General features: G+C 66.9%; 19 protein-coding genes and 2 pseudogenes. 11 read left to right on the forward strand and 10 right to left on the reverse strand.

The window, feature by feature from the left end; translation table 11 throughout:
* Nucleotides 1-97 precede the first annotated feature (97 nt).
* The 3 genes from CFB50_RS26940 to CFB50_RS26950 all read right to left on the reverse strand — a co-directional run bounded on the left by CFB50_RS26940 (nucleotide 98) and on the right by CFB50_RS26950 (nucleotide 3900).
* Nucleotides 98-1888 (reverse strand): sensor domain-containing diguanylate cyclase, encoded by a 1791-nt coding sequence (locus CFB50_RS26940; protein ID WP_089447805.1) that lies wholly within the window; start codon nucleotides 1886-1888, stop codon nucleotides 98-100.
* On the reverse strand, nucleotides 1885-3015 hold the full coding sequence (locus tag CFB50_RS26945) for an extracellular solute-binding protein (RefSeq protein ID WP_089447806.1): 1131 nt from the start codon (nucleotides 3013-3015) through the stop codon (nucleotides 1885-1887). Before CFB50_RS26945 ends, CFB50_RS26940 begins: the two co-directional genes overlap by 4 nt.
* A gap of 162 nt (nucleotides 3016-3177) precedes the next feature.
* On the reverse strand, nucleotides 3178-3900 hold the full coding sequence (locus tag CFB50_RS26950) for a FadR/GntR family transcriptional regulator (RefSeq protein WP_089448430.1): 723 nt from the start codon (nucleotides 3898-3900) through the stop codon (nucleotides 3178-3180).
* Nucleotides 3901-4170: 270 nt separating this feature from the next.
* On the opposite strand from CFB50_RS26950, the gene uxuA reads away from it, so the two are divergent.
* The 5 genes and pseudogenes from uxuA to CFB50_RS39010 form a co-directional block, all read left to right on the forward strand.
* Nucleotides 4171-5235 carry a mannonate dehydratase gene (uxuA, locus tag CFB50_RS26955; RefSeq protein ID WP_179254234.1) on the forward strand — a complete coding sequence of 355 codons (1065 nt, stop codon included), beginning with the start codon at nucleotides 4171-4173 and terminating at the stop codon, nucleotides 5233-5235.
* Nucleotides 5236-5306: 71 nt separating this feature from the next.
* A complete protein-coding gene (locus CFB50_RS26960; protein WP_089447807.1) occupies nucleotides 5307-6617 on the forward strand; it encodes an MFS transporter in 1311 nt (436 codons plus the stop codon).
* Nucleotides 6618-6747: 130 nt separating this feature from the next.
* Nucleotides 6748-8181, forward strand: coding sequence for an aminotransferase-like domain-containing protein (locus CFB50_RS26965; protein WP_089447808.1), 1434 nt, complete (start codon nucleotides 6748-6750; stop codon nucleotides 8179-8181).
* Nucleotides 8182-8302: 121 nt separating this feature from the next.
* Nucleotides 8303-8698 (forward strand): hypothetical protein, encoded by a 396-nt coding sequence (locus CFB50_RS26970; RefSeq protein WP_089447809.1) that lies wholly within the window; start codon nucleotides 8303-8305, stop codon nucleotides 8696-8698.
* Between the two features lie 127 nt (nucleotides 8699-8825).
* Nucleotides 8826-8958 (forward strand): annotated as a pseudogene (locus CFB50_RS39010) (IS5/IS1182 family transposase); the annotation flags it as partial.
* A gap of 9 nt (nucleotides 8959-8967) precedes the next feature.
* On the opposite strand, the gene CFB50_RS26975 reads toward CFB50_RS39010, so the two are convergent.
* The 3 genes and pseudogenes from CFB50_RS26975 to CFB50_RS40450 all read right to left on the reverse strand — a co-directional run.
* Nucleotides 8968-10044: a glycine betaine ABC transporter substrate-binding protein gene (locus tag CFB50_RS26975; protein WP_256979293.1), complete on the reverse strand. Its 1077-nt coding sequence runs from the start codon at nucleotides 10042-10044 to the stop codon at nucleotides 8968-8970.
* 74 nt (nucleotides 10045-10118) lie between these two features.
* Entirely contained in the window at nucleotides 10119-10685 is a 567-nt protein-coding gene (locus CFB50_RS40205) for a LysR substrate-binding domain-containing protein (RefSeq protein ID WP_240159107.1), read from the reverse strand.
* A 183-nt stretch (nucleotides 10686-10868) separates the two neighbouring features.
* A pseudogene (locus CFB50_RS40450) lies at nucleotides 10869-11036 on the reverse strand (helix-turn-helix domain-containing protein); the annotation flags it as partial.
* Nucleotides 11037-11465: 429 nt separating this feature from the next.
* Here CFB50_RS40450 and CFB50_RS40640 point away from each other — a divergent pair.
* The 4 genes from CFB50_RS40640 (at nucleotide 11466) to CFB50_RS27000 (ending at nucleotide 15934) form a co-directional block, all read left to right on the forward strand.
* Nucleotides 11466-12044 carry a HalD/BesD family halogenase gene (locus CFB50_RS40640; RefSeq protein WP_441299795.1) on the forward strand — a complete coding sequence of 193 codons (579 nt, stop codon included), beginning with the start codon at nucleotides 11466-11468 and terminating at the stop codon, nucleotides 12042-12044.
* Between the two features lie 81 nt (nucleotides 12045-12125).
* On the forward strand, nucleotides 12126-13346 hold the full coding sequence (locus CFB50_RS26990; protein ID WP_205190903.1) for a M24 family metallopeptidase: 1221 nt from the start codon (nucleotides 12126-12128) through the stop codon (nucleotides 13344-13346).
* Between the two features lie 396 nt (nucleotides 13347-13742).
* Complete coding sequence (locus CFB50_RS26995; protein WP_089447813.1) at nucleotides 13743-15527, forward strand: nitrite/sulfite reductase; 1785 nt, start codon at nucleotides 13743-13745, stop codon at nucleotides 15525-15527.
* Entirely contained in the window at nucleotides 15524-15934 is a 411-nt protein-coding gene (locus CFB50_RS27000; RefSeq protein WP_089447814.1) for a DUF934 domain-containing protein, read from the forward strand. Before CFB50_RS26995 ends, CFB50_RS27000 begins: the two co-directional genes overlap by 4 nt.
* 78 nt (nucleotides 15935-16012) lie before the next feature.
* On the opposite strand, the gene CFB50_RS27005 is transcribed toward CFB50_RS27000, so the two are convergent.
* The 4 genes from CFB50_RS27005 to CFB50_RS27025 form a co-directional block, all read right to left on the reverse strand.
* On the reverse strand, nucleotides 16013-17293 hold the full coding sequence (locus CFB50_RS27005) for a virulence factor family protein (protein WP_089447815.1): 1281 nt from the start codon (nucleotides 17291-17293) through the stop codon (nucleotides 16013-16015).
* Nucleotides 17290-19884 (reverse strand): bifunctional lysylphosphatidylglycerol flippase/synthetase MprF, encoded by a 2595-nt coding sequence (gene mprF, locus CFB50_RS27010; RefSeq protein WP_089447816.1) that lies wholly within the window; start codon nucleotides 19882-19884, stop codon nucleotides 17290-17292. The genes CFB50_RS27005 and mprF overlap by 4 nt, the downstream gene beginning before the upstream one ends.
* 426 nt (nucleotides 19885-20310) lie before the next feature.
* A complete protein-coding gene (locus CFB50_RS27020; RefSeq protein ID WP_089447818.1) occupies nucleotides 20311-20745 on the reverse strand; it encodes a hypothetical protein in 435 nt (144 codons plus the stop codon).
* Nucleotides 20746-20825: 80 nt separating this feature from the next.
* A complete protein-coding gene (locus CFB50_RS27025; RefSeq protein WP_089448433.1) occupies nucleotides 20826-21740 on the reverse strand; it encodes a LysR family transcriptional regulator in 915 nt (304 codons plus the stop codon).
* 95 nt (nucleotides 21741-21835) lie between these two features.
* Here CFB50_RS27025 and CFB50_RS27030 point away from each other — a divergent pair, with 95 nt between their 5' ends.
* Nucleotides 21836-22273: a GlcG/HbpS family heme-binding protein gene (locus CFB50_RS27030; protein ID WP_089447819.1), complete on the forward strand. Its 438-nt coding sequence runs from the start codon at nucleotides 21836-21838 to the stop codon at nucleotides 22271-22273.
* Nucleotides 22274-22277: 4 nt separating this feature from the next.
* Nucleotides 22278-23054, forward strand: a complete 777-nt coding sequence (locus CFB50_RS27035; protein ID WP_089447820.1) for an SDR family oxidoreductase — start codon at nucleotides 22278-22280, stop codon at nucleotides 23052-23054.
* The last annotated feature ends 28 nt before the right edge of the window (nucleotides 23055-23082 follow it).

The following is a 23082-nucleotide window of genomic DNA, read 5'->3' on the forward strand; positions in this document are numbered from 1 at the left end:
CTGCCGCTGCGCGCCTTCGCGCGCAGTCCGCACCCGCCACGAGCCCGTCTTGCGACGGGCTCGTGGCGTTTGCAACGCGCAGGTCAGCGACCGGCCGTCACCGGCCGCCGCCCGACGCGACGCGGCCGGCCGCTTCGTCCGTCCCGGTGCCGGCGCCACTCCCGTTGCCGACCAGTTCCTGATAGCGCACGAACGCGCGCTGCGCGGACGCCTTCGCCGCGTACATCGCCGCATCGGCCTTGACGAGCAGTTCCTCGGCCGACGCGCCGTCGGCCGGAAACTCGCTGACGCCGATACTCGCGCCGACGGCCACGCGCCGGTCGCCGAACTCCAGTTCCTCGTCCATCACGAGCTGGATGCGCGACGCGACGTCGCCGATCACCGCCGGTGAGTGCACGTCCGTAATCAGCACGATGAATTCGTCGCCACCGAGCCGCGCGACCATGTCGCCGCCGCGCAGCACGAGGCTCAGCCGCTTGGCGACCGCGACGAGCGTGCGGTCGCCGGCCGAGTGTCCGTGCTGGTCGTTGATCTGCTTGAAGCGGTCGAGGTCGACGAACATCACGGCCAGCCCTTCGTGCATCGCGGCCGCACGCCGGATCGCGGCATCGAGATGCTCCATGAACAGCAGGCGATTCGGCAGCTCGGTCAGCGCATCATGTCCGGCGAGGTGCGTGAGCTCCAGTTGCTTCGCCCGCAATATCGCGACCTGCGTGCGGATCTCGACGCGCATGCTGTCGAAACAGCGCGCGAGCACGCCGATCTCGTCGGCACGCCCGACCGGCAACTGCTCGGCGGCCGGATCGTCGAACACGTGCGTCGCGGCGCGCGCGAGCGTCTGCAGCGGCCGCGTGATCGCACGCGCGAACAGGATCGCGAGGATCACCGCCATCAAGCTCGACACGAGCACCATCCGGACGATCCGTTCGCCGAGCATGCCGGCCGGCGACAACACATCCTCCAGCGGGCGCCCCATCCCGAGCACGACGAAGCGGTTGCCCTCGTCGTGCCCGAACGGCGTGCGCACGAACGCGAACATCTGCCCCGGCGCCGCGTCGGGGTCGGTCAGGCCGTTGAAGGCAACGCTGACGCGCCCGCTGTCGAACAGCGCGCGCGTGGCGGCGAAGCGGTCCTGCATCAGCACGCGCCGGCCGCGATCGAAGCCGAACGTCTGCGACGGATCGGGATGCACGAGGAAATCGCCCCACTCGTTCGCGAGGTACACCGTGTAGTCTTCCGGCAGATCGCGCTCGAGCCGGTCGAACACGCGCGACAGCTCGACGTCGACGACGAGCGCGCCAACCGTCTGGCCCGACGCGTCGACGACCGGCGTGCCCACGCGCAGGATCGGCAGCCCTTCGGCCGCGTGCGACCCCGTCTCGTGGTTGATCACGATCGGCGACAGGTAGATATGACCGGGCGCCGTTGCCAGCGTATCGAATACGTAGGAAAACTGTCCTTTCTCCTGGAACGCACTGTCCGGCAGCACGACGATGCCATTCGCATCGCGATCGACGCGGATGCGTTCGAGTCCGAAATCCCCGCGCGCGATCAGGCGGACCTGCAGGTACTCCGGATGATTTCTCATGAAGCTGTAGAACACCTGCTCGAGCCGCGCGCGTGGCGCGCCATCCCGGTTGTCGCCACCCGAGACCTGTGCAGTCGACGGTAACTGCGCGAGCACGAGCGCATCGTCCGCGACGTCGGACAGCACCGCGGTGAAGCGCTGCCCGAGCAGTTGCGTCGACATCAGCAGGCTGTGCTGCGCCTCCTGCACAAGCATCGTGCGGTTCGCGCGATACGCGTAATAGCCGGTCGCGCCGGACGCGATCACGCCGATGCACGCGAACAGCACCGACAGTTTCGACGTGAGCCCGAGCCGGATCATTTTCCGAACCGCTCCGGCCGGTCGCCCGACACGATGCGGCTCCACAGCGATTCGCGCCGCGCGATGTCCTCGACGGGCTGGAGCCAGACGAGATGCTGGTGTCCGGTGTCGAGTCCCGGCGGCGGCGCGAGCGTGTTCGCGAGGCCCTGGCGTTCGGTCAACAGCGCGCCGATCGCCGGTTCGAGCATGTAGTTGATCCACGCGATCGCGAGCTCCGGATGTTGCGCGCCGCGCGTGACGGCCCAGCAGTCGAGCCACGCGAGCGCGCCTTCATCCGGGATCACGTAGCCGACGTCCGCGCCGGCACGTCGCAGCAGTTCGACCTGTTGTGTGCCGTAGTTGCCGAACATCAGCGCCGCACGATGCTGGACGAACAACGCGGTCGCCTCTTCAGGAAGCGTGTAGTACGTCAGCAGGTTGCGGCGCAGGTCGATCAGCTTGTGCGCGACAGCGAGCGTCTGCGCGGGCGACAGGCGAAACGGATCGGGATAGCCGAGCGCCAGCGCCGTAAATGAAAAATTGTGCTGCGCGCTGTTGAAGTCGAGCACCTTGCCGCGGTAGCGCGGATTCCACAGCTCCCGCATCGAGCGCGGCGCGGCCGGCACCTGCTTGCGGTCGTAGATCAGCCCCATCGACGAATACGTGAACGGGATCGCATACGTGGCGCCCGCTTCAACGAGCCCGTCGATCGCCGCGAGCTGCTGGAAGTTCGGCAACTGCCGCCGCCGGTTCGGGATGCGAGGCAGATCGATCGGCGCGAGCAGGCGTTCGTGCGCATAGCGCTGGATCTCGGCCGTATTCGCGGCCAGTACGTCGTACGGCGGTGGCGCCGCGCTGTGCATCCGCGCCCACAGAGCTTCGTCGGAGTCGACGAACGTCACTTCGACGCGGGCGTGAAATTGCGCCTCGAACGCGCTGACGACATCGCTGTCCGCATAACCGGGCCATGCGAGCACACGCAACACGTTGTCGTTGACGGTTTCGGGAGAGGCGGCGAACGCCGCAAGCGCAGGGGCAAGCAAGCCCGCTGTCAAAATGATGAGCAGCCTGCGCACGGCGAACCGTACGCGCGTACGTGCGCCGATTCCCCTGATGAATAGGACCCCGTGTGAATCGCCCGGCTGCATTCGACTGTCCTTTTTTGAGTCGATGCGATATCCCGCAACAAGACCATAAAACCTGTGGTCGTGCAATCGGAAGAAGCCGTACAAGGGGGCGCGCGCGCACCGGTCCTCACCGTCGTATGACGGTAACGTTACGCCGGCCTCTTTCCTCTGACGGAACGAGCGTCAGCGCCACGCCTGCGTGAATTCCGCGATCACGCGCGACAGGTGTGCACGCATCGCGTCGCGTGCCGCATTTGCGTCGCGCGCCAGGATCGCCGCGAAGATCCGCTGGTGATCTTCCTGCGACGCCTCGCGCAGCGCGGTCGAGTGAAAATGCTCTTCGATCTTGTCCCACAGCGGATCGCTGCGCGCGCAGTCCCACATCGCGGTGACCATGTGCAGCAGCACCGTGTTACCGGTCGATTCCGCGATACGCAGGTGGAACTGGCGATCGGCCGCGTCGTACGCGACCTTGTCGTCCATCTGCTCGCGCATCGTCGTCAGCGAGAAAAACAGCCGGTCGAGATCCGCATCCTTGCGCTCGGTCGCCGCGAGCGCCGCGACTTCCGCCTCGATCAGCCCGCGTGCGCGCAGCGTCTCGATCGGCCCCGGGCCGCGCGGCACCTCGAACGTCACCGGCCGCGCGCCGTCGGCCGCCGATACGTAGATGCCCGAACCGATTCGCACCTCGACGATCCCCTGCACCTCGAGCGCGATGATCGCCTCGCGCACCTGCGTGCGGCTCACGCCAAACTGGTCGGCCAGGCTGCGCTCGGACGGCAGCCGCGCACCGGCCTCGAACGCGCCGGCGGCCACCATCGCGTGAATCTGCCGCGCAAGGCCGATATAGGAGCGGTCCGCGGCATCGGTATCGCGGCTGGCGGGCAGGCTGGAAAGATCGGTCATCGAAAGGCTCGCAACAGGCTGGCCGGCGCCGTCGCGGCACCGGATCGCCAAAATGGTACACCAATTCCGGGCAACCTCCGATTCGGCGTGGTGGCCGATGCAACGCATGCCTTTCCTGTGACGCGCTGATACCCCGGTTCCATCTCGATAACTGGTAAACCACTATCCCGCGGAACTGGCATACCAATCATAATCCGCACACCGGAGACGGGGCCGGCACGCTGCCGCCCGTCCGTCCGATGCCTCAACCGCCAGCCAGGAGCCGCTCCAGTGAAGATGTCTTTCCGTTGGTACGGCGAGTCCGATCCGGTCTCGCTGCAATACATCCGCCAGATCCCCGGCGTCACGCATATCGTGTCCGCGATCTACGACGAACCGGTGGGCGAAGTCTGGCCCGCGCACAAGATCGACGCGCTGAAGGCGACGATCGAGCGCGCCGGCCTGCAGTTCGAAGTCGTCGAGTCGGTGCCCGTCCACGAAGACATCAAGCTCGGCAAGCCGGGCCGCGACCGCCTGATCAACCACTACCGTCAGACGATTCGCCATCTCGGCGCGGCCGGCGTGCGCGTGATCTGCTACAACTTCATGCCCGTGTTCGACTGGACGCGCACCGAGCTGTCGAAGACGCTCGACGACGGCTCGACCTGCCTCGCGTTCAGCACCGACGCGGTCGACCGGATCGATCCGGACGACGGCATCGCGCTGCCGGGCTGGGATTCGAGCTACCGGCCCGAACAGTTGAAGGCGCTGCTCGCCGAGTATCGCGACGTCGACGAAGCCGCGCTGTGGGCGAACCTCGAATACTTCCTGAAGGCGATCATCCCTGTCGCCGAGGAAGCCGGCGTGAAGATGGCGATCCACCCCGACGATCCGCCGCGCCCGATCTTCGGGCTGCCGCGCATCGTGAAGAACCGCGACGATCTCGCGCGGATCGTGCGCATCGTCGACACGCCCGCGAACGGGCTGACGCTGTGCTCGGGCTCGCTCGGCGCGGGCCCGCAGAACGATGTCGAGGCGCTCGTGCGCGAATTCGGCGCGATGGGCCGCATCCACTTCGCGCACATCCGCAACGTGAAGGTCGACGCGAACGGTGATTTCGAGGAAACCGCCCACCTGTCGAGCTGCGGCTCGCTCGACATCGCCGCGATCGTGAAGGCCTACCACGACACCGGCTTCACCGGCTATGTGCGCCCCGACCACGGCCGCATGATCTGGGGCGAGACGGGCAAGCCCGGCTACGGCCTCTACGACCGCGCGCTCGGCGCGGTCTACCTGAACGGCCTGTGGGAAGCGCTCGCGAAGTTCGACCGCTCGCCGTCGCACGCCACGCGATAACCCGCCCATCGAGGCCGCCGGCGCTGCGGATCGCCGGCGGCCCGTCACGACATTCCGCGCGGAGACACCGCATGCCACGCATCCGATGGGCCATGATCCTCATGTGCTTCCTGGCCAACGTCATTAACTTCATCGACCGCGCGAACCTCGCGATCGCGGCGCCCAGCATCCGCGCCGACCTCGGCCTCGACGCGGTCGGCATGGGGCTCGTGCTGAGCGCATTCTTCTGGACCTACGCATTCCTGCAACTGCCGGCCGGCTGGTTCATCGACAAGGTCGGCGTGCGCGTGAGCCTCGCGCTCGCGGTCGGCTGGTGGTCGGTGTTCACCGTCGCGACCGGCGCTGCGCGCGGCCTCACGCAGCTCGTCGGCGTGCGGCTGATGCTCGGTGTCGGCGAAGCGGCCGCGATCCCGTCGTTCGCGAAGGTCGCGTTCAACTGGTTCCCCCGCAGCGAACGCGGGCTCGCGAGCAGCATCTTCGACAGCGGCTCGCGCGTCGGCTCCGCGCTGTCGCTGCCGCTCGTCGCATGGCTGATCTCGATCGTCGGCTGGCGCGGGTCGTTCGTGATCACCGGCGGCATCGGCCTCGTGTGGGCACTCGCGTGGTGGTTCATCTATCGCGACCCGGAACGCTATCGCGCGATCGCGCCCGACGCCGTCGATGCACTGCTCGCGCAGCGCGGCGCACCGACCGTTGCGGCCGCAACCGACGGCCCGAAGGTGTCGTGGCTCGACTTGTTCCGCTACCGCACCGTGTGGGGCATGATGATCGGCCTGTTCTGCCTGAACTTCGCGATCTACTTCTTCATCACGTGGTTCCCGAGCTACCTGCTGCAGTCGCGCGGCTTCTCGCTCGCATCGCTCGGCACGTGGGGCATGCTGCCCGCGCTGCTCGCGATTCCCGGCGGCTGGCTCGGCGGCTATGTGTCGGACAGCCTGTTCCGCCGCGGCTGGAGCGCAACCGCCGCGCGCAAGACCTGCCTCGTGCTCGGCATGCTGCTGTCTTCGTCGATCGCGCTGTCGGCCTTCGTCGAGAACGTGTGGGCCTGCCTCGGTTTGTTCGCGCTGGCTTATGCGAGCCTGTCGTTTGCAGGCGCCAACGTGTGGACGCTCGTCGGCGAAGTCGCACCGACGCCCGCGCATGTCGCATCGCTCGGCGGCATCCAGAACTTCGCGGGCAACCTCGCGGGGATCTTCATCACGACGTTCACGGGCGTGATGCTGTCGATCACGAAGGGCTCGTTCGTCGTGCCGCTCGCGGTGGCCGGCGCGTTGTGCGTGGTCGGTGCACTGTCGTACCTGTTCATCGTAGGCAAGGTCGAGCCGTTGCCGCCGCTGCGCGGCGTCGCGAACCGGCAGAACGTCGAGCCGAACGCGGCCTGACGCGGCAGGAAAGCGCGGCCCGCCGCGCCTGCGCTTTCCTTTTCGGGCCGCGCATCGGACAATGAGCCGCGCCCGCCGGCGCGGCGCCACTCCGGCCCGCGCGTGGCGACGGCGCGCTCCGCCCTCGCCGATGAAACGCTACGAAACCCTCGCCCACACGATCGCCGACGACATCCGCAACGGCAACCTCGCCGTCGGCACGCGCCTGCCGTCGCTGCGGCAGATCATCGCGCAGCACGGCGTGAGCCAGTCGACGGTGTTTCGCGCGTACTACCTGCTCGAACAGTGGGGGCTGATCCGCGCGCGCGAACGCTCGGGCTACTACGTCGCGCCGGGCGCCACGCCGGCGGCCAGCCCGGCTGGCAAGCGCCAGGCAAACCGTGCCGGCGCCACGCGCAAGGTCGACATCAGCAGCCTCGTGTTCTCCGTCCTCGACGCGGCCACGCAACCCGGCATCGTGCCGCTCGGCTCCGCCTTCCCGTCGCCGCAACTGTTTCCGCTGCCGCGTCTCGCGAAATCGCTCGCCCAGGCCACACGGCTCGTCAGCCCGTGGAGCACGGTCGTCGACCTGCCGCCCGGCAACGAGGCGCTGCGCCAGCAGATCGCGCGGCGCTATCTCGCGACCGGCATCTCGCAGCCGATCGACGAGATCGTCGTCACGAACGGCGCGCTCGAAGCGCTGAACCTGTGCCTGATGGCCGTCACGCGGCCCGGCGACGTCGTGGCTGTCGAGGCGCCCGGTTTCTATGCGGCGCTGCAGGCGATCGAGCGGCTCGACCTGCGCGCGGTCGAGATTCCCGTCGATCCGCGCACGGGCCTCGATCTCGACGCGCTCGCGAACGCGCTCGACCGGCACGACATCCGCGCGTGCTGGTTCATGACCAACTTCCAGAATCCGACCGGCGTCACGCTGTCCGCCGAGAAGAAGCGCGCGCTCGTCGAGTTGCTCGCCGCGCGCGACGTGCCGCTGATCGAGGACGACGTGTACGGCGAGCTGCACTTCGGCCCCGACTATCCGCTGCCCGCGCGCGCGTTCGATCGACACGGCCTCGTGATGCATTGCAGCTCGTTCTCGAAGACGCTCGCGCCCGGCTACCGGATCGGCTGGGCCGCCGCCGGCCGGTTCGCGGAGAAGGTGCAGCGGCTCAAGCTGATGACGACGCTGTCGGCCAGCATTCCCGCGCAGGTCGGTATCGCGAACTATCTCGAGCACGGCGGTTACGACCGGCACCTGCGCAAGCTGCGCGGCGCGCTGCATACGCAGCTCGACCGGATGGACGACGCGCTGCGGCGCTCGCTGCCGGCCGGCGTCGAGTGGGTGCGGCCCGAAGGCGGGTATTTTCTGTGGCTCGCGTTTCCCGACGCGATCGACGCGATGGAGCTGCATCGCCAGGCAATCGCACGCGGGATCAGCTTCGCGCCGGGGCCGCTGTTTTCGGCCGCGCACGGCTTCGAGCGTTGCGTGCGCGTGAACTTCGGCCATCCGTGGAGCCGCGACATCGAGCGTGCGATCCGTGTGCTCGGCGAGCTCGTCGCGCAGCCGTCGGTCCGCAAGAGCGGCTGAATCGCACACGGCATGCGGAATACGGCGTGCGACAACCGCCGCTCGTCGTCCGCGTCGAGTCCGTGCACGCCGTCCGTGCGCGGGTTACAGTGCTGATCCTGCGGCCCCTTCACGATTGCCAATGAACCCACTGCCCTACCTCGATCACGATGCACTGTTGAAACTCGCGGCCGAAGCGGCGCGCATCACGCAGCCCTGCGTCTGCACGAAAACACCGCTCGCCGGCTGGACGACCCTGCCGCTGTCGCTGCAGGACGCGCAACTGAACGAGGTTGCCACGCTCGTGCCGCCGGACGAGACGGAGCCGACCTACGCGGAACATCATCCGGCCGGCACGCACTACGCATCGGACGACGCGCCGATCGCATTGCGCCATTTCCCGTACAACCGCTCCACCGTCAATCGCTGCCGCTCGTGCGGGCGCCTGTTCCTGCGCTACCAGGAAGGCGGCGGCTACTTCATCGACCAGCGTATCCGCGCGCTCGATCCGGCGCTCGTCGTCGACGCTCCGGTGTAATTCCTGACAGACCCAGGGACCGTTTCAAAACCTCGGCCATCGGGATAACCGACGCCGAGGAGATGGGCATGCCGATCGTCGATCGGCTAACTGTGGACACTCGTCGGGGCGTTGAACGCACGTACGCGCCTGGCTGCATCTTTTTCGTCGCCGGCGCGTTCGTTTCGAGCGCCGCGCCGACATTCACGGCGCGTTTCTCAAACGCGGTTGCTACCCCGATCTACCGGAATACCCTTCGGCATACAGAACAGTCTGTATGAAACCGACTCTTAGCGTAGCCATTCACCTACCCGGGCGCGATTGGAGGCAATCCATCGCGCGACACCCTTCTGCGGATCGGATTCACCGTTTGCACGGATATCGTTCATCAGCGAGCCGAGTGCCTGGTCGTCCATCTTCCATGCACCGAGCCAGCGCGCGACATCCGGATGCGCACGACCGAAACCCGACTTCGCGATCGCATAGATCGCATCGGGTTGACCGTACACCTGCTTCGGGTCTTTCAGGTAGTGCATCGGATACTTCGCCCACACCCAGTGCGGATTCCACAGCGTGACGATGATCGGCTGGCGACGCTTTTCCGCGCGTTCCAGCGCGAGCAGCATCGCAGCCTCCGATGACGGCAGCACGGTTGCGTCAAGCGCATACGCGACGCGCGCCTCGCCCGTCAGTTTCATCAAGCCACTGCCAGGTTCGATGCCGAAAATCGTCGGCTTGCCGTCGTGGCTGAACTGTGCGGCATTTGCATTCAACTGGTCGATGCTGTCGATCGCGACGTAATCGGGCACCGCGAGGCCGAGCTGTGCGCGGGGAAACCACGGGCCGATTTTCTCGACGCGCGATTTGATCGCGTCGTACGGCGGGCCGTCCGCGGACGGCAGCCAGACTTCGAACGTCAGATCGAGCTTGCCCTGCGCGACGCCGTTGTAGATGATGGCCTTGTCGCCGGGCTGCAGCGTGACGTCGTAGCCCTTTTCCGCGAGCAGCGCCTTCCACAGATTCGCGACCGCGATATTCTCGGCCCAGTTGTTCACTCCGATCACGACCGTTCCATTGCCGGCGGCATGTGCGAACGCCGAAACCGATAGCGCGAAGAGAAGCATGAACCGTCCGAGTACCGGGCGGCGCATGGCGGCAATGAACAAGCGGGCAAGCAACGAAGGGATCATGGGAAAGGCTCCTGTTGGATGGCGAAGGAACTTGGGCACGGCATGACGTGGCCGATGGAACCGGGCGTGCGCGATCGCGCGGACGCCGGCATCCGTGGCGACGGTCATCCGTTCGCTCACCGATATGTTTATTGCGCCAATTTCGTTTTGACAGCGAGGAATTCCGATAGGGACCATCGGAGAGGCCGAACGATCGCGTCGTTGCGTTTGGCCCGGTTCACCCGAGGCTACCGGATACGATGCGCGATCATTCAGTCGGGCGACAGCGCGCTCGCCGCGCGGCGGCGTTCCTCGACCATCGTCTCGATCAGCAGGGCCAGATCGTCGGCGGCAGGATCGCGATTGCCGGGGGCGCGGAGCAGTTCGAGATCCGCGGGCGGCAGCGCCGGCAAGCCGTCTTCCAGGTCCAGCACGCGCCAGTTCGCGGGCAGCGTGCAGCGGTCGATGATCGTCACCGCCGCACCGTGATTGACGGCGACCTTGATGCCGGTCGGGCTCTGGCTCGTGTAGACCACGTGATACGGCCGCCCGAGTGCCGCCAGGGCCGCGAGTCCGCGCTGACGGTAGCAGCAGGTTTCCGGAAACAGCGCGAGCGGCACGGACGCGCCACCCGGTAACACGAAATCGCGATGCGCGGCCCACACCACGTCCTCGCGGCCGAGATGACGACCGCCGCTTTGCGTGTTGTGCCTGACGACGAGTGCCAGGTCGAGTTCGCCCGCCTGCAGGCGCTCGATCAGCTCCAGCGACATCCTGCAATCGATATGCGGGCGCGCATCCGGCCGCAGGCGATAGAACTTCTCGAGCAGATCGGGCAACCAAAGCTCCGCGTAATCCTCAGGCAAGCCGAAGCGGATTACGCCATGACTGCCCGTGCGTTTGAGTGCGGCTATCGCTTCGTTCTGCACCTGAATGATGCGGCGCGCGTGAATCAGGAAGTTTTCGCCGTCTCGCGACAACGCCAGACGGCGGCTGTCGCGCAGGAACAGGTGCGTTCCCAGCCGCTCTTCGAGCGTACGAATGCGAAGGCTGATCGTCGATTGCGTCCGGTGCATCTGCCTGGCGGCGGCGGTCACCCCGCCGCTGTCGACCACCGTGATGAACGCGCGCACCAGTTCCCCGTCGAGCGAGCTGAGTTGAGACCAATCGGGATCCCTGATGGTAGTCATCGAAATTACTCGCTATGCAATGGAATTTGTCGATCAAATCATGGGGGCATCGATAGGCCGATTGTTGTCGAAAACAATTCAGGCCACAAACGTCCTCACCCCTCGCAAATGGAGTCAACCGTGCAAGCAAGCCTGCCTCTCGCAGACGCAGAATGTACCGATCTGAGTGATATCGTCGATGCCGAACGCTATCCGTTGCATGAACCCGAGCACCCCCGAATGCGCGACCTGGTCGCAACCTGCCGGACCCAGCTCGCCGGCAGCGGCAGCGCGGTGCTGCGCGGCTTCCTGCGCCCCGCCGCACTGGAACAGGCGCGCGTCGAGGGGCTCGACTTCGCGAAAAAGACCTATTTCTCGAGCCGCAAGGTCAATGCATATTTCACCGCCGACGATCCGTCGTTGCCCGAAGCGGACCCGCGCCGTGTCTTCATGGATCGCACGAGCGGATTTGTCACACGCGATGTGATCCCGGCCGACGCAATCGTTCACAGGATTTACGTGGCGCGTGCGATGAAGCAATTCGTCGCCGCCTGTCTCGGCGAAGCGCAGATCTGGGAATACGCGGACCCGTACGCCGGGCTGGTTCAGAACGTGATGCCGCCCGGCACCGAACAGCCGTGGCACTACGACACCAACGAATTCATCGTATCGATGATGACGCAGCAACCCACGGCAGGCGGCGATTTCGAGTACTGCCCGAACATCCGGTCGCCCGAGGGCGAAAACTACGGAGCGGTCGGCGCCGTGGTGCGCGGCGAGACGCGCGCACCGATTAGCGTGATTACGCTGCAGCCGGGCGATCTGCAACTGTTCAAGGGCCGTTTCTCGCTGCACCGCGTGACCCAGGTACGCGGCGACATCGACCGTCACACCACGATCTTCGCCTATTCGAAAAAGCCCGGCGTGATCGGCCGCCTCGAACGAACCCGCCAGCTGTACGGCCGCGTATCCGAAATGCACCTGGAAGCCGAAAAGACACTGGTCCGCGCGGACGATCTGGTCGACTGACGATGTGAGTTCCCGACGGGTCAACCCATCACCATATTTCGTTCTACTGATACACAAAACATTCACCCTACCATCATGACGATGCTCCGACCGACTCACCGCCCGGAAGATTGCGAACCAACCGCCGACGAAATCGCGCAGATCCAGCGCGACCGGCTTGCCGCGGTTCGCCGCGAACTGAAGAAACGCGACCTGACCGCCGCGATCCTGTTCGACCCTACCCACATGCGATACGCGACCGGCTCGCGCAACATGCAGGTGTATTCGATGCGCAATCCGGCACGCTATCTATTCGTGCCGGCCGAGGGAAAGGTGGTGCTGTTCGAATACGCGGGATGCGAATTCCTGGCCGAAGGACTCGACACCGTGGATGAAATCCGGCCGGCCACCGCGATCTCGTACTACTTTTGTGACGACATGCTGCGTCAGGTCACCGAGCGCTGGGCGGACGAGATCGACGATCTGGTTCGCGCGTGCGGTGGCGGCAAGCGGATCGCGATCGAAAGCGCGACATCGGCGGCCGCATTTGCGTTGCAGGCGCGCGGCTACGAGATTTCGGACGCCCAGGAACCGCTCGAACGCGCCCGTGCAATCAAGGTGAAGAACGAGATCAAGATGATCCGCGCGTCGCTTCGCGCCGCGGAGGCGGGCGTGCACAAGCTCGAGGCTGCCCTCGTGCCGGGCATCAGCGAGAACGAACTGTGGTCGCACCTGCATCAGCATGTGATCGAGACCGACGGCGACTACGTCGAGACCCGCCTGATAAGCTCGGGCCCGCGCACGAATCCATGGTTCCAGGAAAGCAGCCCGCGCAAGATCCAGGCGGGAGAATTGGTCGGGCTCGATACCGATGTGGTGGGCCGCTTCGGCTACTACGCGGATTTCTCGCGCACGTTCCTATGCGGCGACGGCCCCGCATCCGCCGCGCAAAAGACGCTATACCGCCTCGCCTATGACCAGATTCACGCGAACATGGAGAACGTGAAGGCCGGCACCACGTTCCAGGAATTCATCGCGAAGGCGTGGCAGATCCCGCAGCCGTACCGAGCACGCCGCTATTTCGCGCTGGCCCACGGCGTCGGGATGACAGGCGAATACCCGTACATCTGCCATCGTGAGGACAACGATGCAAAGGGCTATGACGGCGTGATCGAACCCGGCATGACGCTGTGCATCGAGAGCTACATCGGCCACGAGGCGGGTGGCGAGGGCGTGAAGCTCGAGGAACAGGTATACGTGCGCGACGACGGCCAGCTCGAACTGCTGTCCGACTACCCGTTCGAGCAACGTCTGCTCGCGTGAACGCCGCGCAAGACCGATCCCGCGGGGCCATTGTTTGAGTCCGTCGCCGCAACGGTATGCAACGCCGGGCACTGCAATCGAAAATCAGGTGACGCTTACGTGAACATGGCGCGTCGGGGTGGTGTCGCTTTCGCCCCGACGTATAGGATCGGCGCACCGCCACCGGCTTGCCGAACGTGCAGAGAAATCCTCTTCTCGAGCACGATGTCGTCCACGCCGGCGTCCAACCGTGTCACGGGAATGCACGCCGGCCATCTGCTGCGCCCTTTTCGTCCCGATCTGCTGCTTGTCCCGCCGCACCGCGTTCCCTACGCTGTCTTCCGTTGCCAGACACCCGTCGCAACGTCTGTCCCGAGCCGCGCGCTCCGCGCCACGGCTCCTCTCGCGTATCACGTCATGTATCGATATACCGTTTTCGACCGGGCGCTCGTGCACAGCCGCGCCGCCCAGTTTCGCGACCAGCTCGAACGCTGGCAGCACGGCACGCTGAGCGAAGACGCATTCCGGCCACTGCGCCTGCAGAACGGCTGGTACGTGCAGCGCCACGCGCCGATGCTGCGCGTGGCCGTCCCGTACGGCGAACTGTCGAGCGCGCAGCTGCGCGTGCTCGCGCGGATCGCGCGCGACTACGACGTGCCCGACGACGCCACCTACCGCGCCGCATGCGACGCGCAGGCGTTGCTCGGCACGCTGCGCCTGCCGACCCGCAGCGCGCACTTCACGACGCGTACCAACGTGCAGTTCAACTGGATTCCGCTCGACAAGGCCGCCGACGTGATGGACCTGCTCGCGACCGTCGACATGCACGGCATCCAGACGAGCGGCAACTGCATCCGCAATATCTCGTGCGACGAGCGCGCCGGCGTCGCGCCGGACGAGATCGCCGATCCGCGCCCGTTCGCCGAGGTGATGCGCCAGTGGACGACGCTGCACCCCGAATTCGCGTTCCTGCCGCGCAAGTTCAAGATCGCGATCACGGGCGCGACCGAAGACCGCGCGGCCACCGACTGGCACGACGTCGGGCTGAAGCTCGTGCGCGACGACGCGGGCGCGCTCGGCTTTCGTGTGAGCGTCGGCGGCGGGATGGGCCGCACGCCGATGATCGCGACGCTGCTGCGCGCGTTCCTGCCGTGGCAGCACGTGATGAACTACATCGAGGCGATCGTCCGCGTGTACAACCGCTACGGACGGCGCGACAACAAGTACAAGGCGCGCATCAAGATCCTCGTGAAGACCGAGGGACAGCGCTATATCGACGACGTCGAGGAGGAGTTCCGCCAGATCGTCGATCACGACGGCGGGCTGCACACGATTCCGCAGATCGAGTTCGATCGCGTCGCCGCATCGTTCGTCCCGCCGCGGCTCAAGCCGCGCACGGTCAGCCTGCGCGACGCGAACCTGCGCCTGTCGGCCCAGGCCGCACGCCATCCGGCCTTCGCGCGCTGGCTCGCACGCAATGTGGCCGACCACCGCGACCCGGCGCTGCGCATCGTCACCCTGTCGTTCAAGCGCCGCCTGCAGGCGCCGGGCGACGCGTCGCCGGACCAGCTCGACGCGCTCGCCGATCTCGCCGACCAGTTCTCGGCCGGCGAGGCGCGCGTCACGCACACGCAGAACGTCGTGCTGCCATGGGTGCATGTCGACGACCTGTTCCTGCTGTGGGAAAACGCGCGTGCGATCGGGCTCGCCAGCGCGAACGTCGGACTCCTGACGGACATGATCGCGTGCCCGGGCGGTGACTTCTGCGCGCTCGCGAATGCACGCTCGATCCCGATCGCCGATGCGATCGCCGAGCGCTTCCAGGATCTCGACATGCTGCACGACGTCGGCGATATCGACCTGCACATCAGCGGCTGCATCAACTCGTGCGGCCATCATCACAGCGGGCACCTCGGCATCCTCGGCGTCGACAAGGACGGCGCCGAGTGGTACCAGGTCACGCTCGGCGGCTCGGACGGCTCGACCGCGAGCGGCCCCGCGCGGCCGGGCAAGGTGATCGGCCCGTCGTTCTCGGCGGACGAGATCGTCGATGTCGTCGATGCGATCGTCAACGCGTATCTCGACGCACGCATCGACGACGACGGCCGCAGCGAACGATTCATCGACACCGTCCGCCGCATCGGCACGGAACCCTTCAAGGCCGCCGCGAACAACGCGCGCCATCAGGTGGAGCACGCATGAAGCACGAACACCCGACCGCACGCATCCGGCTGCTGACACCGGCCGAACACGCCGGCGACGCGCAGCAGCACGACACGGCGACGCTGACGATCGGCAACGACGAGGAACTGCCGCCGCTCACCGAACACATCGCGCGGGCCGCGCGCATCGACCTGGTGTTTCCGTCGTTCACCGATGGGCGTGCGTACAGCCAGGCGTACCTGCTGCGCAAGCGCTATGGCTTTGCCGGCGACTTACGCGCGACCGGCGAGGTGCTGGTCGACCAGCTGCTGCTGATGGAACGCACGGGGTTCTCGAGCGCGGTGCTCGGCGACGGCACGGACATCACGGCCGCGCGGCGGCAGCTCGACCGGTTCACCGGCTTCTATCAGCACGATGCGCGAACGGCGATGCCCGCCGGAAAATGAAACGGGCGGCCCGCAGGCCGCCCGTACGATGAACCGGAAGCTACCGGCCGGCGCCCGCCGCGAAGCGGGCGCCGGCGTTCAGCGCGCCGCGACCGGCTTGCCGAACGCGCCGAGGATCTTCTTCTCGAGCGCGATGTAGTTGCGGCCGAAGTGGTGATCGCCTTGCGTCTTGATCACGTCGGCGCCCGTGTTCACGAGTGCCGGACACATCGTGTCCTTCTCTTCGGCGCCATAGAAGCACTGCACGAGCTGCGGCGGCACCTTCGCGATTTCCGGCGCGACCTTCAGTGCGTTGTCGCTTGCGGGCATGCCGAGCCAGCCCGTCACGCGGATCTGGAAATCGGCGGCCGGCGCGAAGCCGAGCAGCGACATCACGGCGACCTTGTCGCGCAGGTCTGCCGGCAGCCGGTTGTACGCGAACGGCATCACGTCGGCGCCGAACGAGTAGCCGACCAGCGCCACCCGGTTCGCATGCCAGCGCGCCATGTAGGTGCGCATCACGCGCGCGAGATCGCGGCTCACCTGTGCCGGCGGCTTCTCGCTCCAGAAATAGCGCAGGCTATCGATGCCGACCACCGACACGCCGTCGCGCTGCAGCGCCTCGGCGATCGTCTTGTCGAGATCGCGCCAGCCGCCGTCACCCGAGATCACGATTGCGAGCTGGCCGTTGCCGCCCTTGGCCGGCAGCTCGACGAGCGGCAGGTCCGACACGTCGAGTTCGTCGCCGCTGGTGGTGTCCCGCAGATGCGACGTGACGAGCGACACGAGCTTCGCGGAATCGCCCGTGGCCGCCGTTTCGACGAAGCCCGGCATCGCGCGGCGCACGATCGTCGGATCGGGCGGGCACGGCTTGAAGCGCGGATCGAGCTTGGCGGCCAGATCGACCGATACGACACCGGCGATCGTATTCTCTGGCGCCATCGACAGGATCTGCTTCGCGATCGCGCCACCCTGGCCCACGCCCGCGACGATCGGCGTGAAATAGCGCGACGACTGTGCAAGGCGTTCGAGCTGGTGGCTGACCGCTTCGGCGTCGCCGTCGAGGTGGTGGCAGGTCTCCTGCTTCGCGGCGAGATTCATCGCATACCGCTCCGAATCGACGCCGACGGTCATCGCACCGGCCTTCGCGAGCGCATCGGCGGCCTGCTGGTCGGCCGCATTCCAGCCGGCCTCTCGCGAGAACAGCACGACGAAGCCGCGCAGCGGCCCGCTGGGTTTGGTCACGGTCACGGGCCCGTAGCGGCCGCCCGATACGGTTTCGGCCTTCATCGCGGCCGGCTGCGTGGCGCACGCGGCGCCGGCCAGCATCATTCCCGCGCAGGCGGCTGCCGCCCGCGCGATTCCCTTCTTCAACATCATGAACGCCGACCTCCAGCCAGCAATGACAGGTCCGCAAGCGTGACGAACACGCCGACCGTGCCCGAGGCCGCGAGGTAACGCGGCTCCCAGTTCGGTTCGAACTTGCTCTTGAATGCGCGCAAGCCGCGGAAGTTGTAGAAGCGGCCGCCGAAGCGCCAGACCATCAGGCCGATCCGGTGCAACGGCGACGGCATCTTCGCCGCCCCCATCCCCGAGAACGGCGCGATGCCCAGGCTCAGCTTGCGGAAACCCGCTTCCTTCAGATGCAGCGCGAGCTGCGTAAACAGATATTCCATCGCGTACGGTGACGCGTCCGGCAGATGGCGCATCACGCCGACCGTCGCCTCGGTGTTGAGGTCGGTCGTCATGAACGTGACGAACGCGATCGGCTTGTCGGCCTGCCGCACGAGCATCACCGACTGCGTCGCCAGATAGCCGTCGTGGAACGCGGCGACCGAGAAGCTCTTCTCGCGCGCGTCGCGGCTGTCGAGCCAGCCGTCCGAGATGTCACGCAGCGCCGGCAGCGCGGCCGGCACGTCGTCCGGCGCGATGACCTCGACCGTCAGCGCGTCCTTGTCGCCGCGACGCAGCGCATAGCGCAGGTGCGAACGGTTCGATCCTTTCAAATCGAACTGGTCGAGCGCGATATGCGCTTCCTCGCCCAGCTTCATCAGCGTGAGCCCCGCGTCGAGATACAGCGGCAATGCGTTCGCGCGCACCTGATAGAACGCCGCGCGACCGCTGTGCGCGTGCGCGAGCGCAATGAACTTGCTGATCAGCGCCGGCCACTCTTCGCGCGGCCCGACCGGGTCGTGCAGTGCGGCCCACGTGCGGCCGTTCTTCGCGTACATCAGGAACGCGCGACGCGACTCCGAGAACAGGAACGACTTGTCGCCCATCAGCGCCAGGCCCGCGTCGCTGCATTCCTGTGCGCGGATGATCTGCTCCGCGTCGATCAGGTCCTGCTCCGCGGGCTTCACGAAACGTCCGGGCGCCGGGCGCAGCAATTGCCACAGCGCGAACAGCGCGACGAACACGCCAGCCGCGAGCGTCGCGCGCAGCGCACGCGGCGCGCGCGCGTCGAACGAGAAATGCGACCACAGCTCGCGCGTGTACGGCACGTCGCGGAACGCGAAGAACAGCACCCACACGGCCAGCATCAGCACCATCGCCACCGACACGAACCAGCTCACCGTGAAGCGCTCCGCCAGCAACGACGAATGGCGGTTGAAGCGGCGACGACTGACGAGCAGCAGCACCAGCAGCGTGCCGAGCACGCCGGCCTCGACGAACGCGAGGCCCTTCGCCAGCGACAGCGCGAGGCTGGCGAGCGTCAGCGCGAAAGTCATCCACCATGCGCCGTCGAGGCGGCGCAGCAGCCCGCGCGCGACGAACAGCAGCGCCACGCCGAGCACGCTGCAGATCACCTGCGAGCCTTCGAGCACCCACAGCGGCACGAGGTGGCGCAGGATCGCGATCCGGTGCCAGAACGCGGGTGTCGCGCTCGAGATCACCAGCATCCCGCCGACCGCGAACGTCACGAGGCTCAGGAACACCGGTGCGAGCTGCGACACACGCACGGCCTGCCGCGTCACGAGCCGGCGCCGCAGCGCGCGGCCCTCGAATCCGGCCAGCAGGCCGGCCGACAGCACGAGCGGCACGCCGAAATAGATCGCGCGATACGCGATCAGCGCGGCGACCATCGCGTGCGGCGGCACTTCGCGGCCAAGCGTGAAGACCATCGCGGCTTCGAACACGCCGATCCCGCCCGGCGTATGGCCAATCATCCCGAGCAGCAACGCGGCGGCGTAAACCGTAATGAAGGTCGGGAAGCCGACCGGCGCGGCCGGCAGCAGCACCCACAGCGTCAGGCCCGCCGCGACGACGTCGAATACCGCATAGACGACCTGCGCGACGAGATCGCGCCGCGCCGGCACGTCGAACGACAGCCACTTGAAGCGCGTGACGACCGGGCGCGCGGTGTTGCCGCACATCACGACCATCGCGGCCAGCACCACGAGCAGCGCCGCGCCGGTCCAGGTCAGCACGCCGGGCGCGACGTGCAGCATCGCGGCGAGCGCCTCCGGCACGCAGACCATGCCGATCGCCGTCATCCACACCATCGCGAGCGCCAGCGTGCCGCTCGTGAATACCGTCATCCGCCCGATCTGCGCGGGCGTGACACCCGACACGCCGTACACGCGTGCGCGCACCGCGCCGCCCGTCAGCGCGCCAAAGCCGGTCGCGTTACCGAGTGCGGACCCGGCGATCGCGCCGATCCACAGCGCGACGCGCGGCACCTTCGCGGCGACATAGCGCAGGCCGACCGCGTCGCGGGCGACGAGCGCGAGATAGCTGAGGGCCGTCGCGGCCAGCGACGCGCCCCACTCGCCGGCGGACATGTGACGCAGCTGGCGGATCACCGACCGGTAGTCGACGGATTCCGACAGGTGCTGGAAAACCACGATCAGCAGCAGGCCGATGCCGAGCGCGAGCAGCGGCGACAGCACGCGCTCGTTGCGGATCAGCGCCCGGACACGGGCGATCACCGCCGCGGCGCGGCCGGGCGAACCAGAGTGGCGGGAAGACATAGGTTGTTCAGTGGTGGTGCATAGCGTGTCGCGGCGCGAGGAGGCCAGGCGGCGACGTATCTGGTTGTTCTGCGTGGGCGGTCGGCCGGCGAAATGGCAGGCGGCGCCTGGATCAGAACTTACGAGTATACGGAATTTATATTACAGAATCTTTCAAGTTCGGATTGTGCGGATTTGTCGTGCCATGTGCGTAAAAATCGCATCAAAAATAACGCGTCCGACAAACGCAAGGTGCGCATCATACCGGGAACCGGCGGGGTTTTTTCATCGGATGAATGGCCGGTAGCGGAATTGGGAGAAATTCCCCGGTCGAGCTGCGTGGACGAGGACGGATTCACGGGTCGGCGCGGCACTTCGGAAATGGGGACCGGTTGATCCGAGTGACGGGTGCACTCCGTCTCCCAACCCGGGACCACAGGGGCCCCATTACTTCGCCCGCTCATGCTCCCCCAACCCGATCGCCTTGTAGTCGTAAGTCGGATAGAACTCCGTCCGATACGCGCCCCACGCCGTATCCTCGAGCACGCGATTCACCTCGCGCAGCCGCGACGCCGGCAACCGCAGCACGACGATCTGCCCGATCCCCATCGTCACGGTCCAGCTCACCACTTCGACACCCGGCGGCGGAAATGCCTTGTAGAACCCCTGTTTCGCGAGCTGCGCATTCAGCTCGGCAAGCGGGCGCGACTGGTCGTGTTTCAGGAATACCGTGAGCAGTACCGCGTTGTCGGATGTTGCAGCGGAAGAACCAGCCGGCACGGTCGACGTCTGGCCGATGGCCGGTGCGCTGCACGTCACGGCACCGGCCAGCGCTGCAGCAATGGCGAAGGTTCGAATCGGGAACGGCAGGCATGCGGTCATGACGCAACTCCATGGATTCGTGGCTGGAGCCGCCATCATGCGCCGTCGAACCAACCGTTGCAGCGGGCCGGCGGATGCGGTTACGCGTCGTCCCCGCCGTTGCGTTCGCGCAGCACGTCGATGAACGCCCGCAACTTGGCCGGCACGTGCTTGCGATTGACGTAGTACAGCCACATCGGCGGCAGCGTGCGGCACGCGCCGGGCAGCACCTCGACGAGCGTGCCGTCGCGCACGTCCTGCTCGATCCGCTCTCGCATGAACGCGAACGCGATGCCCACACCCGCGCGCGCCGCATCGATCACCGCGTCGGCATCGTTCGTCACGAACACACCGTCCGGATCAAGATCGACGTCGCGCTCCCCGTCGCGCAACAGCCATTTGTGCAGCCGCCCGCTCTCCGAGAACCGGAAACGGATGCACGCATGCCGCTCGAGCTCCGCAATCGACGCCGGCGCGCCATACCGCGCCAGATAACCGGGCGATGCCACCAGCGCACACGTCAGCGCCGGCGCGATCCGCACACCGATCATGCCCGGCTGCAACCGGTCGGCCAGGCGAATCCCCGCATCGAACCCGTCCTTCGCGATATCGACCAGTTCATTCTCGTAACGGATCTCGAGCCGGACTTTCGGATAGCGTTCGCGGAACGTGGCGAGCACCGGCGCGATCACGAGCGCTCGCGCCAGCGGCAGCGCGGTCACGCGTAACAACCCGTTCGGCTCGCTGCGCGCATCCTTCAGCGCGTCGCGGGCCTGCATGACCTGCCGATACGCAGGTTCCGTCTGCCGCCAGTAGTGCTGGCCGGCTTCCGTCAGGCTCACGCCGCGCGTGCTGCGGTTGAACAGCTTCACGTTCAGCTCGCCCTCGAGCTGCCCGATCGCGAGGCTGACGGCCGCCGGCGTCAGGCCCAGCGCGGCGGCGGCGCGCGTGAAGTTGCCGGCCGTCGCGACGGTCATGAACACGTGCAGCCCGGCCATCGGATCGCGTCTGCTCATCATTAAAAAAACTTGAAACTCTTTCGAGCGGAATGCGGATTCTCCCATATACCGCAACTGCCTACACTGGCACTGTCGTCCCATCGGAGCCCAACATGAACCCGCTCACCGCCGCCCTGCCGCTCGCGGCCGCCCGCCGCACGCTCGACGCGGCACTGGCTCATGCCGCATCGCTGCAGGTTGCCGGCATCGCCGTCGCGATCGTCGATGCCGGCGCGAACCTGCTCGCGTTCGCGCGCACCGACGACTGCTTTCTCGGTGCGATCGATCTCGCGCAACGCAAGGCGCTGACGGCGGTCCGCTTCCGCACGTCGACCGGCGCGCTCGGTGCGATGTCGGGCGACGGTCCGCTGCGCGGCATCGAGCACAGCCACGGCGGGCTCGTCACGTTCGGCGGCGGCGAACCGCTCGTCGACGGCGACGGGCATTGCGTCGGCGCGATCGGCATCTCGGGCGGCAGCGTCGACGAAGACACCGCGATCGCGCAGCACTGCCGCGACCGCTTTTCGGCAACGTTCCACTCCACAAGGTAAGCACATGGCACAGAAACGCATCCTCATCACCGGCGCGGGCACCGGCTTCGGCCGCGAAGTCGCGTTGCGCCTCGCCGAACGCGGTCACGACGTGACGGCCGGCGTACGCGTCATCGCCGAAATCGACGCACTGACGGCCGCCGCCACGCAGCGCGGCACCGCGCTGCGCGCGATCAAGCTCGACGTCACGTCGCCTCACGATCGCACCCGCGCGGCCGAGCTCGACATCGACGTGCTCGTCAACAACGCGGGCGTCGGCGAAGCGGGCGCGCTGGTGGACCTGCCGGTCGAGATCGTCCGCGAGCTGTTCGACGTGAACGTGTTCGGGCCGCTCGAGCTCACGCAGCAGATCGCGCGCGGCATGCTCGCGCGCCGGCACGGCAAGATCGTGTTCGTGTCGTCGATCGCGGGCCTGATCACAGGGCCGTTCACGGGCGCCTATTGCGCGTCGAAGCACGCGGTCGAATCGGTGGCCGAGGCGATGCACGCGGAACTCGCGCCGCACGGGATCAAGGTCGCGGTCGTGAACCCCGGCCCGTACAGCACGGGCTTCAACGACCGGATGATGGAAACGACGCGACGCTGGCACGATCCGGCCGTCCATACCGTGACGCCCGAGCGGCTGACGTTCCCGCTCGAACAGCACGACCCGGAGGAAATGATCGCGAAGATGGTCGACGTGATCGACAGCGATGGCGGCGCGTTCCGCAACCTGCTGCCGGCATCGTCGGAAGCGTTCGTGCGCGCCGAACAGGCACGCGCGTGGGAGCGGCAGCAGTAACCGCGCGGCGGAGCGGCGGGCCGCACGC

This window comes from Burkholderia sp. AU33423 (genome assembly GCF_002223135.1).
GTDB lineage: Bacteria > Pseudomonadota > Gammaproteobacteria > Burkholderiales > Burkholderiaceae > Burkholderia > Burkholderia lata_D.